Genomic DNA, 18,334 nt, shown 5'->3' with positions numbered 1-18,334 from the left:
CATTCGGCCTTTGATCTAGCTTATTGAGAATCGCTTTTCAGCCTGCCGCCTTCAATCAAAAGCCTCTCGCCCTGCTCTAGGAACTTAATGAGTTCGCTCTGTATACCAACACCTTCAGATTGCCATTCTTCTTTCGATCTAACCATAGCAAGCCCATGTGCATCTCCTGTTAACCGTTCTAAGTTTTGATCGAACATACCTAGCGCACTTAGATAGAGCTCACTCCATTTAGCAAAAGCAAGTATCCATAATGACACTCTCAGCGCATCGTCCCATTGGCTCCAGTTCGACGTACTGGCGAGTGGTTGTTGTATGATTCGTCGCTGTCGCTTCAAGATTTGATTCATCATCTTCAAACTTAACTCTCGCTGAGAGGTGTTACTATTCGCGAAAAGAAACGAAGCAATGTTAGTCGCCTGCCCTTCACGGGTTCGTTCAAACAAGTGAGACTGATTGTTCAGTCTCGGCCCAAGCATGCTCACCAACTCCTGAACCCATATTTCACAAGCATCCTCAATGGAGGCACGGGCATTCTGCAATAATGGTAAGATCACATCTTGGAACAACCAAGGCTCAGCCCACGCTAATTGTTTCATATGCCCTCGCATGGAATCGACCAAGTATTGCAACTCCTGCGTAGGTATTTTCTCTGGTAGTTCCTCATTCAGAGCTTCTACCAAATCTTTATAAGTTTTCTCTTTATTAGGATCCCTGGCTGCATGGTTAATCATCCAACCTAAGGCGAGCACTCGTTCCTGGTGAGTAAGGGTTTCCAGACACGATAAGACTGACGTTAGTCCTGCAGGTATATCTAACTGTCGTTCTAGTGCATTAAATCCCAGCCATTTCAGTAATCCTTGGTTGCGATGGATAAGACTATCTCGCTGAATGATGCTGATATTGAACTGTATCGATAGGGAAACTTCGCTGACTATCTGGCTCAACAGAGACAACCGCATGACCTCCGACACTTCGTGCTCAATTTGCAGCCTAGAGATCTGTGCTTCGGCGATCGTCAACAAGCAATCCGGGGCATGACTCCATAAGATTTTGATGGCAAAATATTCTGACCAAGTGAGGGCTGCGTATTTTGTAGAATGGAATAGCTGTTCCGAGCGATAAGGGCTGTGCAGTAAGACTTCTACAGTTTTTCGAAAGAACCATATATCAACTACAGCCAGTTCCTTATCTGTATTTTCATGTAGGCGATCGAACGACTCAACAACAAATTGACTCAATAAGTTGAGAAAATCTTTTTTTGATTCAATAACACCCCATCCTATGTCCCCAGCGGGAGAATGTGCTAGCACTTCTCCCAGCACTCCCCAAGTTACATTAAAGTTCTTAGAGTTAATAACTTGTTTGTTATTTATGAAGTTATGTAGCCCATCGTGCAAAATAAGCGAGTTATCATTTAGTAAACCTAACGTCATCATCTGCGCTCTTAACTGGTCACCACTTAAGCCCTGCAATGACATTTCGCCGAACCACACACTTAGTACTTTACCCACTCCAGACCTTTCAAGAAAGTTTAGAGACTCATACCGTCGCGGTACAGCTGAAGTCTTACTAGAATCGAAAAGCAGTTGCATCATAGGATTCTCAACCTCATTTCCAATCCTAGTAACCATAGTCTCCTGTACCAGCGCAGATTTATATTTTTCTATTTGGAGTAAAACATCCGGAGGAATTGGGGTAATCAGTAATGGGTAATTTTCGGCTGCACTTTGAAACGAATTAGACAGATGGAATCCGGCAACCGGGAGACGATCTGACCCCATAATTAAGATATAACGATCATGTAGCCGTCCTTCTTTTAGGCCATAGATACGGAACTTTAAGCGACCTAGTAAGTGACTATTATGCTCACAGCTCGCTATTAAATTGTTCACTCGCCCCGAAGAAGCTTTTTCTGATTTATCTTGTATATATTCAATTTCTTTCGATATCTTTGGCAGCGACGTAAAAATGATATAATCGGATTTAATTTCTGCATTAATCAATATGAGCCCTAAACCAGCAGTTTCGAAGTAAGGATCGAAAATAACTATTTGATGCTGTTGATACTTGTCCAATAGTGTTCTAAACCACTCCACAAATTGTAATCGCCCTTCTCCATCCCCCATGCTCCATCTCTGAAAAAACTGCCCTTCTGACTTAGGCGGATGAAGCCGTGCAAAAAGAGACAGAAGTTCACGATTCACCGGAACCCAAGGATCTGCCTGCCGCCCACCGACGCTATTACCAAATCCCAAATTGCCTCGATTAACCGTAAGAGCAGCTTTTACACGCTCTGACATAGCTGGCTTAGTTGCTTTTTCAAGCCAGTCGAACTTGACGGAACTTGTCCCTTGCCCAACCACATGACCCTGAAAATTTACTTCTCGGATATATCCTATCCGCCACCGGCAGCAGAGTACTCCCTCATTAGGACGATCGTTTGAGAAACCAAAGATCTGCAGTTCTGTACTATCTGTCTTCTCACGCATCTCCTCGTTCAGTTTAAACACATATTCAAACACTCCATCGCCTTTACGATTTGCTGAAGCAATAGACGAGGAAATGATTTGGCTATCGTTTGTAATGCTTAAGTGGAACTGAAATTTATCAAAGTGCGGCACTTGTGTCGAAGCAAAGCAAACGGATAGAGCAGGTGATGAATCAATCCATTTAACACTTAGCAAGTTCTGCTCTAGATCATTAAGTGTAGGAAAGACCAATAATTCTAGATCGCCAAATCGCGTGGCATCTGCTTTACCAAAATCTAAACCAGTTTCCGCATTGAGCTGTTCAACTAACGAAGTAGTTAAGGAAGCGCTGTATTCCTCACTCAATAGAAATAACGCTTCCTTATTCATTTGAGTAATTGAAGCACTGAAAGCCCCGGCTACACTATGTGGGCTAGAAATTGACTGATGATCATACGCATCTCGGTTGAGTAGATAAGCAACTGGGCGATAGACCAGATTATTGGCCATAAGAGCAGCAGCACCGAACAGTTTCGTTAATTTCTTCGAACACTCAATTTTCAATATATCATTGATTGCTGAGATTGAGCGACCAGCAATTAATTGCCTTAAAAAATCTGCACAATGGATACTGTCTATATACAAGTTAAGGCGGGTAAACTTTGCCTTAATGTTTCCGAAAATAAGATAGTCATCGTTGTCGCTGAAGGACCAACTGTTACTCGAATGGCTGTATGGGAGTAGACGACCGTAGACTACGCGCATTTCAGTCGACTGCTCAGATTTAATCTGCAAGACCCATAACTGAAGCGCACAAGCAAGGTTTTGGTTAGAAAAAAGGCGTGTCAGTCGTTCGTCGCCTAAGAGGTCATCTAATGTAGTAGCCATTGAATTCTGTAATTTCCTTTCTAAATTTATATTGCACGACATCACGTACAACTCTGATCGTCCTTCACATTTTACACGTCATTATTTAATAGAACACAATAAAAAACATGCAAACATAGATAAATCTAATCAGCTATGAAAAAACTTACCCCTGCCTCATCTTTAAGAATAGAATCGATCAAATCTAATGAATATCACTGTGCACTGCGATAAAAACCTTGTTAGCAACTGGTTGCATTAGATAAAATTCTAACTTTTATGTTTATTTATTTTTTTACTTTCAATTGGATATACAAAAAAATTTCAGATAATGGTAAAGGTCTAGGTAGTAAAGGAGCTAATCAAAACTTTAACACTAAGAGGCAGTTTTTGATAGTTTAGACATATACGTAGATTGCGGAGAAAAAGAATTGCGATTTTTAGCCGATGGACCGTCAATCCCTGATGATCTTCTACTTGCCAGAGATCAAGGCCGTGTAATCTTCTTTTGCGGGGCGGGCGTATCCCGAGCGCGTGCTCAATTGCCTGATTTCTTTGGCTTAGCAAGTCAAGTTGTTGCTAGGCTTGGTGTCGATCAAAATAGTCCTGCCTATAGACTAATCCTTGAAGCTAGAGAGATTGACCAGCGTGTTGGCATACCCGGCGTCATATCTGCTGACCGTGTTTTCGGGCTTCTAGAAAGAGACTTTGCCTCACGCGATATTGAGGAGGCGGTTGCCTCTGCATTAAAACCACCTGCGGATTGCGATCTAACCGCACACAGGGTTTTGCTAGACTTAGCGACAACGCCACAAGGCACTGTTCAATTAGTCACAACGAACTTCGACAGATTGTTTAATGATTGCGGGCGCAATCTTCGCGTATGGCAACCACCCAGGTTACCAAACCCCTCACTACCAAATGAGATCAACGGTATAGTTTATCTCCATGGCCGCTCAACGTCGACCTATACAGCTGCTGAGAATGATGGCTTTGTTCTCTCAAGTTCAGAATTTGGTCGTGCATATCTCTCGGACGGATGGGCAACAACCTTCATTCGTGAAATACTTGGAAAATATGTTGTTGTATTTGTGGGGTATACCGCCGACGATCCGCCAGTTCAATACCTTCTTGAAGCTTTACGTAAAACCTCAGGTAACCGCGAAAACGCTTATGCTTTCCAAGGTGGCGACCATGATGATGCCGTTGCACGATGGAGGCACAAAGGTGTTGAAGCCATCCCATATAGTCCGGAAGATGCACATGCTGCATTATGGAAATCTCTTGATGCATGGGCTGAGCGAGCACGAAATCCTGACGCTTGGTTCACAAAGGTTATTGACGCATCAAAAAAAGGACCGACAGCACTTCAACCTCATGAACGAGGTCAGGTGGCGCATGTTATTTCGACCTACGAAGGCGTAAAGAAGTTCTGCGAGGGGGAGGTTATTCCCCCTGCTGAATGGCTTTGTGTGTTCGATAAACACAGACGATTCGCAAGGCCGAGTAATTCAATCTCACGTAGTAACAAAGAACCATATGTTGATCCATTTGATCTATATGGCCTTGATTCAGACCCCCTGCCGACTAAAACAGATCCTGAAAATAATTATGCCAAGCGAGAAACACCATCCAATGCGTGGGATGCCTTCGAACTTAATCATCTTGATAAAGCAGCGATCCGCGATGAAAATCTTACTGCGTTTCGCGGACATTGGGCTAATCACTTCCCACGTATTGTTCCGCGCATAGATAAACTGGGCATATGGCTCTCAAAAGTTTGCGACCAGCCTGCCGCTGTATGGTGGGCATCCCATCAGTCGTCACTTAATCAGAACATTCAACAGCTCATCTCTTGTGAGCTAGAGCGAAGCATTCACCCAATACGTCAGAACATTCGTAACTCTTGGCGTTTGCTTTTTGAAACTTGGAGCCATGTCGAAGACTTTCATCATGAGTGGTATACCCTGCAAGATGTCATTAAGGTTGAGGGATGGAGTCACGCTATAGTTAGGCGTTTTGGAGAGGTGCTCCGGCCTCACTTTTCTGCAAGGCCTTCTTCCAGGAATACACCGAATCCGCACGTAACAGGGACCGTTCAGGAAGATGAAGAACACTTGCTGTGGGTGGACGTGAAATATCCTGAAACGCACGAAAAAATTACTGTCCCCGATGAATGGTGTTCAGCACTTGTTAAAGCCCTACGACAGAATCTTGAACTGGCTCTTACACTTGAACAAGAAGTTGGTGGATATGACCTTAGATGTATAAGTCCATTAATTAAGGATGATATTGAAGATACCGATAACTATCATCGAACGCATGGACTTTCAGCTTTAGTTATCCAATATTCCGAGCTATTCACACAACTAGTTAAAACTAATAAATCAGCCGCAAAACGAGAATTTTTATCATGGTCTACGGAAGATGACACTATATTTGCTCGGCTACGAATATGGGCGTCAGGAAAAAGAAGCATTGTTTCAGATAATGAATTCGGTCAATTCATATCGTCTTTAAGCGATACCTCCTTCTGGGATAGTTATCATCAACGAGACCTTTTACTGATCATCGCAGAGCGATGGAAGAAACTCGGTGGAGCATCGCGCAAGTTAATTGAACAAAAGCTGTTGATGGGACCAAAGCGATGGCAGCGAGAGAAGATTGCAGCTTTTGATAGCAGACGAGCTTGGTTGATTTTGGATCGCATTCAGTGGCTTCAAAACTCAGAATGCAAGCTTTCAGCCTGCACCCGTAAACAAGCCAAGCTGCTCCATGTTGTTGTGCCCGACTGGAAAGAAGATGATGGTCAGAGAGCTGCTCAATCGTTGGAAAGTCGGTCTGGATTGATAAGGACTGACACCAGTTATGAGGCACTAGCAGATACCCCCCTTTCACTAATACTGTTGCGAGCGAAAGAACGGAGTGGTCGCTCAGACGATTTCCTCGTCGAGAACGATCCTTTTTCCGGCCTCGCGGCTCAACGCCCTGTGCGCGCTTTTGCTGCGTTAACCCATGCTGCCAAACAAGGAGATTTTCCAGAGTGGGCATGGCAAAGTTTCCTTACTTCAGAGGCACGGAATAATGACAAGGCAAGATTATCTCGGTTGATTGCCGAACGACTAGCTCGTTATCCAAACGCGCAGCTTGAAATGATTCTCCGCCCCACGACCGATTGGCTGAAAGATGCCAGTGCAAAGCTAAGCAAATACGACTCTCCTATTTTTGACCGCATTTTGAGGAAGCTGGTTGGCGTCCTCCGTGAATCGCCTAATGAAGGACGCTCGGGTATTATTCGGGGTTCAAAGGAACCAGACTGGACGATGGAAGCGATTAATTCTCCCACTGGTAAAATAGCTCAGGCGCTTTTTAATGATCCCCGCACCGATAATCTCAACAACAATCAAGGTATTCCTTCCGAATGGCTTGTTCACGCTGAGGCTCTATTGGCGCTTCCAGGCGACTTGCGCAGACATGCGATTGTGATCTTTTCCCACAACCTCACTTGGTTTTTCGCTGTCGATCCAAAATGGACAGAGCATTACTTGTTGCCTGTGCTTCAGGATAACGACAGGGGGGACCGCGACGCAGCATGGTCGGGATTCCTATGGAGGGCAAGAACTCCAAATCAAGAGCTCTTTATGCGGTTGAAAAATCACATGCTGCAGTTCGCTGTTAACCCTCTCCCATCACGACGCTCGAATGGTGAAATCATCGCAGATATGATCCTTGCCGGGTGGGGAACTATTGACAACATCACCGGCGAGCGTTGTATCTCCGATGAAGAGATGCGCAGCTTACTTTTAAAAGTCGATGACGGTTTTCGATCACGAACATTATGGCAGGCTCAACGATGGTCTGACGAGATAAAAGAAAACTCAAACGAACGATGGAAAGGACAGCTTTCCGAACTGCTGCACATTTGGCCGCGCCAACTTTCAGCCAGAACACCCAACACGTCGGCTCGCCTTTGCGAATTGGCTTTCTCTAGTGGCGATGAATTTCCTACCATAGCTGCATTGGTTTTGCCGTTCTTGGGTAAAATTGAGCGTGACCGTTTGATGCTGCCAAAACTTAGTGGATCAGGAGGTGACATAGTAAACAGTTACCCAGAACATGCGCTGGCTTTACTTCATGCCGTTCTACCAGACAACGCGCTGGCATGGCCATATGGAACAGAAAAGATATTGAAGCTAATAGAGGAAGCGAACAGCTCGCTAAATAGCGACAATAGGCTAATTTATCTGAAGCGACGATGGGACGCCAGGTGATGTGATGCATGACATTCCAACAAGATCCGCGAGGTGGGTTGAGATTTTGATGCCACGAACACTAAAATCCCCATGCCTCATCAGGAGCGGCTGATACGCTTATCCGATACCATGCCAGCATCATTTGGCTAGTAATGATATCTGCAATTTTTTCATGGCATGCCTCACACATGCCATGAAAAATATTGTTGATGATAGTGATAGATAGTTATTGAATCGAAATTATCACAGCTAAATCAATGAACTATATACAACCTCATTCCCACTCAATCGTCGCCGGTGGCTTACCGGAGATGTCATACACCACGCGGGAAATACCGTTGACTTCATTGATGATGCGGTTGGAGACGCGGCCAAGGAAATCGTATGGCAGATGCGCCCAGTGTGCGGTCATGAAGTCGATGGTTTCCACCGCGCGCAGTGAGACCACCCAGTCATACTTGCGGCCGTCGCCCATTACGCCGACGGAACGCACCGGCAGGAACACGGTAAACGCCTGGCTCACTTTATTGTAGAGATCCGCTTTGCGCAGCTCCTCGATAAAGATGGCGTCGGCGCGGCGCAGCAGATCGCAGTACTCTTTCTTCACTTCGCCCAGCACGCGCACGCCAAGACCCGGTCCCGGGAACGGGTGACGGTAGAGCATGTCATATGGCAGGCCCAGCTCAAGACCGATCTTGCGCACTTCATCTTTGAACAGCTCTTTCAGCGGCTCAACCAGGCCCATCTTCATCTCTTTCGGCAGGCCGCCCACGTTATGGTGCGATTTGATCACGTGCGCTTTACCGGTGGCAGAAGCAGCGGACTCAATCACATCCGGATAGATGGTGCCCTGCGCCAGCCACTTCACTTCGGTCAGCTTCAGCGCTTCTTCGTCGAACACCTCAACAAACACGCGGCCGATGATTTTACGCTTGGCTTCCGGATCGTTTTCACCCGCCAGCGCATCGAGGAAGCGCGCTTCCGCCGGTACGTGGACAATGTTCAGACCGAAATGGTCGCCAAACATATCCATCACCTGCTCCGCTTCATTCAGGCGCAGCAGACCGTTATCAACAAATACGCAGGTCAGGCGATCGCCGATAGCGCGGTGCAGCAGCATGGCGGTTACCGAGGAGTCAACGCCGCCGGAGAGGCCGAGGATCACGCGGTCGCTGCCCACCTGCTGGCGGATACGCTCAACGGCGTCTTCAATGATTTTCGCCGGCGTCCAGAGCGCTTCACAGCCGCAGATATCGCGGATAAAGCGCTCCAGCATGCGCAGTCCCTGACGGGTGTGCGTCACTTCCGGATGGAACTGCACGCCGTAGAATTTCTTCTCTTCATTCGCCATGATGGCAAACGGACAGGTTTCCGTGCTGGCGACGGTGACGAAGTCAGCCGGAATTGCGGTGACTTTATCGCCGTGGCTCATCCAGACATCCAGCAGCGGCTTGCCGGCGGCGCTGATGGCATCTTCGATATCACGCACCAGCGCGCTCTGCGTGGTGACTTCCACCTGCGCATAGCCAAACTCGCGCTCATTTGAGCCTTCAACCTTGCCGCCCAGCTGCATCGCCATAGTCTGCATGCCGTAGCAGACGCCCAGTACCGGCACGCCAGCGTTAAAGACGTACTCAGGCGCACGCGGGCTGTCCAGCTCGGTGGTGCTCTCAGGGCCACCTGACAGGATAATTCCGTTCGGGTTGAACGCACGGATTTGCTCTTCGGTGACATCCCACGCCCAGAGTTCGCAGTAGACGCCCAGCTCACGCACGCGGCGCGCAACCAGCTGCGTATACTGCGAACCAAAATCGAGGATCAGGATACGATGTTTATGAATATTTTCAGTCGTCATTGAGGCATTTCCAGTGGGATGGACTTAACAATAAAAGCGCCCGGCCAGAGCCGGGCGGGAAATCTTCAGGGATCAGGAACCCATGCGGTAGTTCGGTGACTCTTTGGTGATGGTCACATCGTGTACGTGACTCTCATTGATGCCGGCGCCGCTGATGCGGACAAACTCCGCTTTGGTGCGCAGATCATCAATGGTCGGGCAGCCGGTCAGGCCCATGCAGGAGCGCAGGCCACCCATCTGCTGATGGACGATCTCTTTCAGACGGCCTTTATAGGCAACGCGGCCTTCGATGCCTTCCGGCACCAGCTTATCTGCGGCGTTATCGGTCTGGAAGTAACGGTCAGAAGAGCCTTTGGACATTGCGCCAAGCGAGCCCATGCCGCGGTACGATTTAAATGCGCGGCCCTGATAGAGTTCGATCTCACCCGGAGACTCTTCGGTGCCGGCCAGCATAGAACCAACCATCACTGCGGCTGCGCCTGCGGCGATCGCTTTAGCGATATCGCCGGAGAAGCGGATACCGCCATCTGCCACGACCGGAATACCGGTGCCTTCCAGCGCCGCAACGGCGTCAGAAACAGCGGTGATCTGCGGAACGCCCACGCCGGTGACGATACGAGTGGTACAGATAGAGCCGGGACCGATACCCACTTTCACCGCGCTGACGCCCGCTTCAGCCAGCGCCAGGGCACCGGCGCCGGTGGCAACGTTGCCGCCAATGATTTCAAGGTCGGGGTATTTGGCGCGGGTTTCACGAATGCGCTGCAGTACGCCTTCGGAGTGGCCGTGCGAAGAGTCAATCAGCAGCACGTCAACGCCAGCGGCAACCAGCGCATCCACGCGCTCTTCGTTACCGGCGCCGGCACCCACCGCCGCGCCCACGCGCAGACGACCCTGCGCATCTTTACAGGCGTTGGGTTTACGTTCAGCTTTCTGGAAATCTTTTACGGTAATCATGCCCAGCAGGTGGAAGCTCTCATCTACCACCAGCGCTTTTTCAACGCGCTTTTCATGCATCCTCTGCAGCACCACTTCGCGTGCCTCACCCTCTTTTACCGTAACCAGACGCTCTTTCGGCGTCATAACCGCGGTAACCGGCAGCGTCAGATCGGTTACAAAGCGCACATCGCGACCGGTGATGATCCCCACCAGCTCGTTACCGGCGTTGACGACCGGATAGCCGGCGAAGCCGTTGCGATCGGTAAGCTCTTTCACTTCCGCCAGCGTCGTGGTTGGCAGCACGGTCTGCGGCTCTGTTACCACGCCGCTTTCATGCTTTTTCACCTTACGCACTTCATCAGCCTGACGCTCAATCGACATATTTTTATGAATAAAGCCGAGGCCGCCCTCCTGTGCCAGCGCGATCGCCAGACCCGCTTCGGTCACGGTATCCATCGCAGCAGAGAGCATAGGAATGTTCAGACGGATGTTTTTGGTCAGTTGGGTGCTGAGGTCAGCGGTGTTAGGCAATACAGTGGAGTGAGCGGGAACGAGCAGGACGTCGTCAAATGTGAGGGCTTCTTTCGCGATTCTTAGCATTGCAATATCTCCACCTGGGGGCGTTGAAAACAGATAAAATATTGCCGCGGCATTATACAGGACGAAACCGATTGCCTCTACTGCTTTTTCAGAAAAAGTCTTGATCCTGCGCAGCAGCCCTGTAGTATCGATGAATTAACCCTCTGATTTAAAATTTGATCTTCATCACATGTCGCTACCTGCAACCGCCAATATTTTTACCGTCAGCCGCCTCAACACCACGGTGCGCACGCTGCTGGAAAATGAGATGGGCCTGGTGTGGCTCAGCGCTGAGATCTCCAATTTCACGCAGCCCGCGTCCGGCCACTGGTACTTCACGCTGAAAGATGATGGCGCCCAGGTGCGCTGCGCGATGTTCCGCAACAGCAACCGGCGCGTGACGTTCCGGCCGCAGCACGGGCAGCAGGTGCTGGTGCGGGCCAGCGTCACGCTGTATGAGCCGCGCGGCGACTATCAGTTAATCATTGAAAGCATGCATCCGGCGGGTGAAGGCCTGCTGCAGCAGCAGTTTGAGCAGCTGAAAGCGCAGCTCAGCGCAGAAGGGTTGTTCGATCAGCAGTTCAAACAGCCGCTGCCCGATCCGGCCCGCCAGGTCGGGGTGATCACCTCCGCAACCGGCGCCGCGCTGCATGATGTGCTGCGCGTGCTGCACCGCCGCGATCCCTCATTACCGGTGGTTATCTATCCCACCGTAGTGCAGGGGGCCGATGCGCCGGCTGCTATCGTGCGTGCCATCGAACTGGCCAACCAGCGCAACGAATGTGACGTGCTGATTGTCGGCCGCGGCGGCGGCTCGCTGGAAGATCTCTGGTGCTTCAACGATGAGCGCGTGGCGCGTGCGATTTTTGCCAGCCGCCTGCCGGTGGTCAGCGCCGTGGGGCATGAAACGGATGTCACTATCGCCGATTTTGTCGCCGATCTGCGCGCGCCCACGCCCTCTGCCGCCGCTGAGATTGTCAGCCGCAATCAGGTCGAGCTGCTGCGGCAGCTGCAGTCACAGCAGCAGCGTATGGAGATGGCGATGGACTACTATCTCGCCGGGCAGCAGCGTTACCTCACGCAGCTTCAGCATCGCCTGCAGCAGCAGCATCCGCAGCTGCGCCTGGCACGGCAGCAGACCGCCCTGTTTCAGCTGCAGCGTCGCTTAGGCGCGGCCGCCGATCGGCAGCTGCGCAGCGCGCAGCGCCAGCAGGATCGGCTGCTGCAGCGGCTCAGTGCGCAGCAGCCACAGGGGCGCATCCTGCGCGCGCAGCAGCAGCTCGCGCACTGGCACTACCGTCTGCAGCAGGGCATGCAGCAGCAGCTGGGGCAGGATCGCCAGCGCTTTGGTACGCTGATGGCGCAGCTGGAAGGGGTCAGTCCGCTGGCGACGCTGGCGCGCGGCTTCAGCGTTACCACCGATGCGCAGGGCGAAGTTGTAAAACAGATCGCGCCGCTGCAGCCGGGCGACAGGCTGCGCACCCGGCTGGAAGATGGCTGGGTGGAGAGCGAAGTCACCGCCCTCACGCCGCTGAAACGCCGCCGTAAACCCCGCCAATCCTGACCAGCACGCAGGGAGATCCCCTCCCTGCCTGCACGTTTCCTGCTCTGCCTGACCCCGGTCTATACTCTTTGCATACCCATCACTCAGGGAGTCCGGCATGTCATACAGCGTAATTCCCCCCTATATCCTGCGTAACATCATCGACAACTGTGCAGGGCCGCAACAGGAGTCGGCGCGCCGCACGCTTACTCACGTTCAGCAGCTAATGGCGGAGCCGCACCGCGTCATCGCACCGGCGGATATCGCCCGGCCAGGCCAGGTGCTGCGCGCCATTTTTGATGCCAGAGAGAGTCAGACGCTGCCCGGCACGCTGATACGTCAGGAAGGTCAGCCTGGCAACGGCGACGTGGCTGCGGATGAAGCCTGGGACTATCTGGGCGTTACTTATGATTTTTTCTGGAACGTTTATCAGCGAAACTCGCTCGACAACAAAGGGCTGAAGCTGGACGGTACCGTGCACTATGGCCAGAATTATCAGAACGCTTTCTGGAACGGCCAGCAGATGGTCTTTGGCGACGGTGACGGCGAGATTTTTAATCGCTTCACCATCGCGATTGACGTGGTCGCCCATGAACTGACGCACGGCGTCACGGAAAGCGAAGCGGGATTGATCTACTTTCAGCAGGCGGGCGCGCTGAATGAGTCGATGTCTGATGTCTTTGGCTCACTGGTAAAACAGTATCAGCGGCAGCAGCGCGCGGAGGAAGCGGACTGGATCATCGGCGAAGGATTGCTGGCTAAAGGCATTAACGGCAGCGGTCTGCGCTCCATGTCAGCCCCCGGCACCGCCTATGATGACCCGCTGCTGGGTAAAGATCCGCAGCCGGCGGATATGGCGCACTATATCGAAACGCGTGATGACAACGGCGGCGTGCATCTCAACTCCGGTATTCCTAACCGCGCGTTTTATCTTGCGGCCACCGCGCTGGGCGGTTTTGCATGGGAACGCGCCGGTCAGGCGTGGTATGACACGCTGTGTGACAAAACCCTGCCGCAGGATGCTGATTTCAGCACCTTTGCCCGCTTTACCGTTGAGCATGCGGCAAAACGCTTTGATCGGCAGGTCGCGGAGCAGATCCAGGCCGCCTGGCAAGAGGTGGGTGTGAAGTGAACATAGAACTGACGGATGACGCCATTGTAGAGCTGGCGCGGGAGGGCGGCTTCGCCTTTATTCCCAAACTGCGTAAAGAGCGGCGTTTTGCGCTGGCCCAGCTGCCGGAACCGCAGAAACAGCGGGTCTGTCAGGTGCTGGAGCAGGCTCTGCCGCTCGGCGAGCAGGCGGAACAGGCTGCCTCCGCAGGCAGTGGCGATCAGCACTATTTCCGCATCCAGATCACCTACGCCACCCACCATGAGGCGGGTGCTATCGTGATTTACGTAGCGGAAAAAGATGCGCCGCCAGCGCTACAGGCGCTGTGGCAGAACGGAGAGTAGGCAAAAAAAAGGCCGGCATCCTCTGCCGGCCCTGCTGCTCTTACTTGCTGTCTGGCAGCGCGTAAGCAATCACATAATCCCCGCGGTCCGGCGACTGGCGTGCGCCACCGGCAGAGATAAGGATGTACTGCTTGCCATTTTTGGGCGAGACATAGCTGATTGGGCCACCCTGGCTGCCGACCGGCAGGCGCGCTTTCCACACCTCTTTACCGGTTGAGCTGTCAAAGGCGCGCAGGTAGTAGTCCTGCGTACCGGCGATAAACACCAGTCCGCCCTGCGTCGCCAGCGTACCGCCCAGCGTTGGCATACCTACCGGCATCTGCGCATGCATTTTGATACCAAACGGGCCGGTATCCTGCACGGTACCCACCGGCACCTGCCAGACAATCTGACGCGTTTTCATGTCGATGGCTGAAAGCGTACCAAACGGCGGGGCCTGACAAGGAATGCCGAGCGGCGACATAAAGCGGTTTTTATTCACTGCATACGGCGTGCCCTTAAGCGGTACGGCGCCCATGCCGGTGTTAACCGATTCACCGCCGTTGCTGCCGCGAGCCACTTTGCTGGTGTCCTGCGGGATCATCTGTACCCACAGGCCGAGGCGCATATCGTTGACGAACATATACTGATTGTTGGGATCAAACGAGATGCTGCCCCAGTTCATACCACCCAGAGACCCCGGGAAGCTGAGCGATTTGTCCGTGTCCGGTACGGTGAACAGACCGTCATAGCGCATGCCTTTAAACGCGATACGGCACGCCAGCTGGTCAAACGGCGTCGCGCCCCACATATCAGATTCCGTCAGCGTCTGGTTACCGATATTGGGCATCTCAACCGAGTGCGGCTGGGTTTTGGTGTACTGCTCGTTCGGGATGTGACCCTGCGGCATCGGCCGCTCTTCCACTTTGGTCAGCGGCTTGCCGGTCAGGCGGTCCAGCACCCAGATCATGCCGGTTTTTGCCCCGATGACCACCGCCGGTTTGGTGGTGCCATCCTTCATCGGGAAGTCGACCAGGCTTGGCTGCATCGGCAGGTCAAAGTCCCACAGGTCGTTATGAACTGTCTGATAGACCCACTTCTGTTTGCCGGTGGTGGCATCCAGCGCGAGGATAGATGCACCGTAGGTGTGATCGAGCTTTGTGCGATTCGCGCCCCACAGATCCACTGACGAGCTGCCCATCGGCAGGAACACGGTGTTCATCGCCGGATCGTAGGAGAGCGGCGCCCAGGAGTTCGGCGTGCTGCGGGTATAATCCTGGCCCGGCATCAGTACCGCATTCGGATCGTCGTTGCCTGGATCGAACGCCCAGCGCATTTTACCGCTGATCACATCAAAGCCGCGCAGTACGCCGCCTGGCATATCGGTCTGCACATTGTCCGCCACGCGACCGCCGACTACCACGGTGGTACCGGCAACCTGCGGTGCGGAGGTCAGCTGATAGAGCGGATCGGGCGCCTTGCCCAGCCCCTGCTTCAGGTCAACCACGCCGTTGTTGCCAAAGCTGGCGCAGAACTCACCGTTGTCGGCGTTAATCGCGATAAGACGCGCATCGATCGTGTTCATCAGGATACGGCGCTGGCAGCTGTCGCCTGCGGCCAGAACCGGTGCCGGCACTGGCGTGGAGCCTGGCTGCGTGGGCTGCGTCACCGGTTTGGTGGCGTCAAAATAGGCCAGACCGCGGCAGCGGTTCCACACTTCCGCCTGCGCATTGATTTCACGCTTCCAGATCTGCTTACCGCTGTCCGCTTCTACCGCAATCACATTGTTGTGCGGCGTGCAGAGATAGAGCGTGTTGCCAACCTGCAGCGGCGTCTGCTGATCTTCAGCGCCATTGCCGGTCGGGCTGAGCGGTGTGTCGCCGGTACGGAAGGTCCAGGCAACCTGCAGTTCATTAACGTTGTCACGCGTGATCTGATCAATCGCCGCAAAACGGTCCCCTTCCGGCGTGCGGCCGTAGCTGCTCCAGTCCTGCTGCGGTTTGCTTTTATCCACCGGGATCAGCGGCAGCTGCGAACCGGTAAAGGCCACGGTAGGATGCGGCTGAAACATCTGCACCACGGTGGCGATCATGCCAACCGCAATCAGCGCTGACAGTGCGTAAGAGAGCGTTGCCAGCGGCGCTTTGCCTTCGCTTTTGCGCAGCGCAGGCCAGGTCAGAAATGCGAACAGCATCAGCCCCGCCGGCACCATCAGCCGGGAAACCAGCGGCCAGAAGTGCCAGCCGGCATCCATTACCGCCCAGATCAGGGTTCCGATAAACGCCAGGACCAGCAGCGTCACCGCTGACGCTTTACGCCGCATAAACTGGACCGCCGACGCTATCATAACGATACCGGCAATCAGAAAGTATTTACTGCCATCCAGCGCCGCCAGTTTACCGCCGCCAATAGCGAAAAACAGGCCGATCGCCAGCAGCACCAGCCCGAACAGCACGGACCAGACGCTGAGTCCCCTGCCGGGGCGAGTGGAATGTTCTGCCTTCACACAAACTCTCCTGAAAAATAGTGCATGCCGCCTGTCCGGCTTCGTCGCGGGACACAGCAGCACCCTGTTTAATGACGAACCGCAAAGCAGTCCGCAACCGCGCACTCATGCATGAGAACGCGGCATATCAGGGCGAGCTCACCATAAGGCGGCAGGATTGTACCAGATGGTACAATTGAAAGTGAACGATCATAACGCAGGGTTTACCGGCCAATAGCATTTTTGCTACATCTGCCGGGCTAAGCCGCTGTTAAATCACAGGCAAAAAAAAAGAGCCCGGCGGGCTCTTTTTTACTTAACGCTTATTCTTTTTCAGGTGCGCCAGCAGACGCTTGCGCTTGCGCTGCTGCGTCGGCGTCAGCAGATTGCGTTTGCCGGCATACGGGTTATCACCCTCTTTGAACTGGATACGGATTGGCGTACCCATAACGTTCAGCGAGCGACGGAAGTAGTTCATCAGATAACGCTTGTAGGAATCGGGCAGATCTTTTACCTGATTACCATGGATGACCACGATAGGCGGGTTGTATCCACCGGCGTGCGCATATTTCAGCTTAACGCGACGGCCCCGCACCAGCGGCGGCTGATGATCTTCTGCTGCCATATTCATAATCCGCGTCAGCATGGAGGTGTTTACGCGTTTGGTTGAGCAGTCGTACGCTTCCGTTACGGATTCAAACAGGTTACCTACGCCGCTGCCGTGCAGCGCCGAAATAAAGTGTACGCGGGCAAAATCGATAAAGCCGAGACGATAATCCAGCGTCTCTTTCACTTCATCTTTTACTTCCTGCGACAGGCCATCCCATTTGTTGACCACAATCACCAGCGAACGTCCGCTGTTGAGGATAAAGCCCAGCAGGGAGAGATCCTGGTCGGAGATACCGGCACGCGCGTCAATCACCAGCATCACGACGTTAGCATCTTCGATCGCCTGCAGGGTTTTGATCACCGAAAATTTCTCAACGGTATCGGTGATCTTGCCACGCTTGCGCACCCCGGCGGTGTCGATCAGGACATATTCGCGCTCGTCACGCTCCATCGGGATATAGATGCTGTCACGCGTCGTGCCTGGCATGTCATAGACCACCACGCGATCTTCACCAAGAATACGGTTAGTGAGCGTTGACTTACCTACGTTAGGACGACCCACGATAGCCAGCTTAATCGGCAGGCCGGTCGGATCAAACTCCTCTTCCTCTTCCGCCTCTTCGCCACTCTCTTCTGCGGCTAATGCGGCCCAGTAGGCTTCGTTTTCATCCTCTTCGCTGACTTCCTGCGGGTCTGCCACGTCCATCCACGGCAGCAGCGCGGTTTCCAGCAGCGAGGTAACGCCGCGACCGTGCGAGGCGGCAATCGGATGAATATCACCCAGACCTAGCGCGTAAAAGTCCAGCACGGCGGCATCGGCGTCCAGGCCATCCGTTTTGTTCGCTACGAGGAACGTCGCTTTTTCACGGGAGCGCAGATGGTTAGCGATCTGCTGATCCGCCGGCATAACGCCTGCGCGGGCATCAACCATGAACAGCACCACATCCGCTTCTTCAATCGCCAGCAGCGACTGCTCCGCCATGCGGTTCTCTACGCCCTCTTCGGTGCCATCAATACCGCCGGTATCGATAACAATAAATTCGCGCCCTTCCACTTCGGCGCGACCATATTTGCGATCGCGAGTCAGTCCAGGGAAATCGGCCACTAACGCATCACGGGTGCGCGTTAAGCGGTTAAACAGCGTGGATTTCCCCACATTGGGACGCCCAACCAGCGCGACCACAGGTACCATAACACTTGCCTCAGTTTAAAAATGAATCGCCCGAATGGCGTGAGTATAACGACATTTGCCGCCCGCTTCAGGCTTAAGGCGCCTAGAATATCACGCCTGACAAAAAACAG

The 18,334-nt window shown here is 52.7% G+C and carries 9 protein-coding genes; 4 read left to right on the top strand and 5 right to left on the bottom strand.

The genetic code is table 11. From position 1 onward, the window contains the following. Nucleotides 1-20 precede the first annotated feature (20 nt). Complete coding sequence (locus tag DBY66_RS12110; RefSeq protein ID WP_108569449.1) at nt 21-3,356, bottom strand: VPA1262 family protein; 3,336 nt, start codon at nt 3,354-3,356, stop codon at nt 21-23. 410 nt (nt 3,357-3,766) lie between these two features. Here DBY66_RS12110 and DBY66_RS12105 point away from each other — a divergent pair, with 410 nt between their 5' ends. Further along, nucleotides 3,767-7,606: an SIR2 family protein gene (locus DBY66_RS12105; protein WP_158531832.1), complete on the top strand. Its 3,840-nt coding sequence runs from the start codon at nt 3,767-3,769 to the stop codon at nt 7,604-7,606. Between the two features lie 256 nt (nt 7,607-7,862). Here the strand turns inward: DBY66_RS12105 and guaA are convergent, their stop codons facing one another. Beyond that, the gene (gene guaA, locus DBY66_RS12100; RefSeq protein ID WP_108569447.1) at nt 7,863-9,443 is read right to left on the bottom strand and encodes a glutamine-hydrolyzing GMP synthase; all 1,581 of its coding nucleotides are present in this window, start codon (nt 9,441-9,443) and stop codon (nt 7,863-7,865) included. A gap of 72 nt (nt 9,444-9,515) precedes the next feature. Then, the gene (gene guaB, locus DBY66_RS12095) at nt 9,516-10,982 is read right to left on the bottom strand and encodes an IMP dehydrogenase (RefSeq protein WP_071667901.1); all 1,467 of its coding nucleotides are present in this window, start codon (nt 10,980-10,982) and stop codon (nt 9,516-9,518) included. A 169-nt stretch (nt 10,983-11,151) separates the two neighbouring features. Between guaB and xseA the strand changes: the two genes are divergently transcribed. From xseA to DBY66_RS12080, 3 genes are all read left to right on the top strand, one after another. Continuing rightward, complete coding sequence (gene xseA / locus DBY66_RS12090) at nt 11,152-12,525, top strand: exodeoxyribonuclease VII large subunit (protein WP_104085285.1); 1,374 nt, start codon at nt 11,152-11,154, stop codon at nt 12,523-12,525. 97 nt (nt 12,526-12,622) lie between these two features. Beyond that, nucleotides 12,623-13,636, top strand: a complete 1,014-nt coding sequence (locus DBY66_RS12085; protein WP_039379600.1) for a M4 family metallopeptidase — start codon at nt 12,623-12,625, stop codon at nt 13,634-13,636. Continuing rightward, nucleotides 13,633-13,959, top strand: a complete 327-nt coding sequence (locus DBY66_RS12080) for a protealysin inhibitor emfourin (protein WP_104085286.1) — start codon at nt 13,633-13,635, stop codon at nt 13,957-13,959. Before DBY66_RS12085 ends, DBY66_RS12080 begins: the two co-directional genes overlap by 4 nt. A 40-nt stretch (nt 13,960-13,999) precedes the next feature. On the opposite strand, the gene DBY66_RS12075 is transcribed toward DBY66_RS12080, so the two are convergent. Both DBY66_RS12075 and der read right to left on the bottom strand, forming a co-directional pair. Further along, nucleotides 14,000-16,444, bottom strand: coding sequence for a glucose/quinate/shikimate family membrane-bound PQQ-dependent dehydrogenase (locus DBY66_RS12075; RefSeq protein ID WP_108569446.1), 2,445 nt, complete (start codon nt 16,442-16,444; stop codon nt 14,000-14,002). A gap of 295 nt (nt 16,445-16,739) precedes the next feature. Continuing rightward, complete coding sequence (gene der / locus DBY66_RS12070; protein WP_039379608.1) at nt 16,740-18,224, bottom strand: ribosome biogenesis GTPase Der; 1,485 nt, start codon at nt 18,222-18,224, stop codon at nt 16,740-16,742. Between the last annotated feature and the right edge of the window lie 110 nt (nt 18,225-18,334).

This window comes from Pantoea sp. RIT413, assembly GCF_003057675.2.
GTDB lineage: Bacteria > Pseudomonadota > Gammaproteobacteria > Enterobacterales > Enterobacteriaceae > Pantoea > Pantoea eucrina.
This window is presented reverse-complemented; position numbering and strand designations above follow the sequence as displayed.

Coding starts and splice junctions, on each gene's coding strand:
- der (WP_039379608.1), bottom strand. CDS start 18,224: ATGGTACCTGTGGTCGCGCTGGTTGGGCGTCCCAATGTGGGGAAATCC.
- DBY66_RS12110 (WP_108569449.1), bottom strand. CDS start 3,356: ATGGCTACTACATTAGATGACCTCTTAGGCGACGAACGACTGACACGC.
- xseA (WP_104085285.1), top strand. CDS start 11,152: ATGTCGCTACCTGCAACCGCCAATATTTTTACCGTCAGCCGCCTCAAC.
- guaA (WP_108569447.1), bottom strand. CDS start 9,443: ATGACGACTGAAAATATTCATAAACATCGTATCCTGATCCTCGATTTT.
- DBY66_RS12085 (WP_039379600.1), top strand. CDS start 12,623: ATGTCATACAGCGTAATTCCCCCCTATATCCTGCGTAACATCATCGAC.
- guaB (WP_071667901.1), bottom strand. CDS start 10,982: ATGCTAAGAATCGCGAAAGAAGCCCTCACATTTGACGACGTCCTGCTC.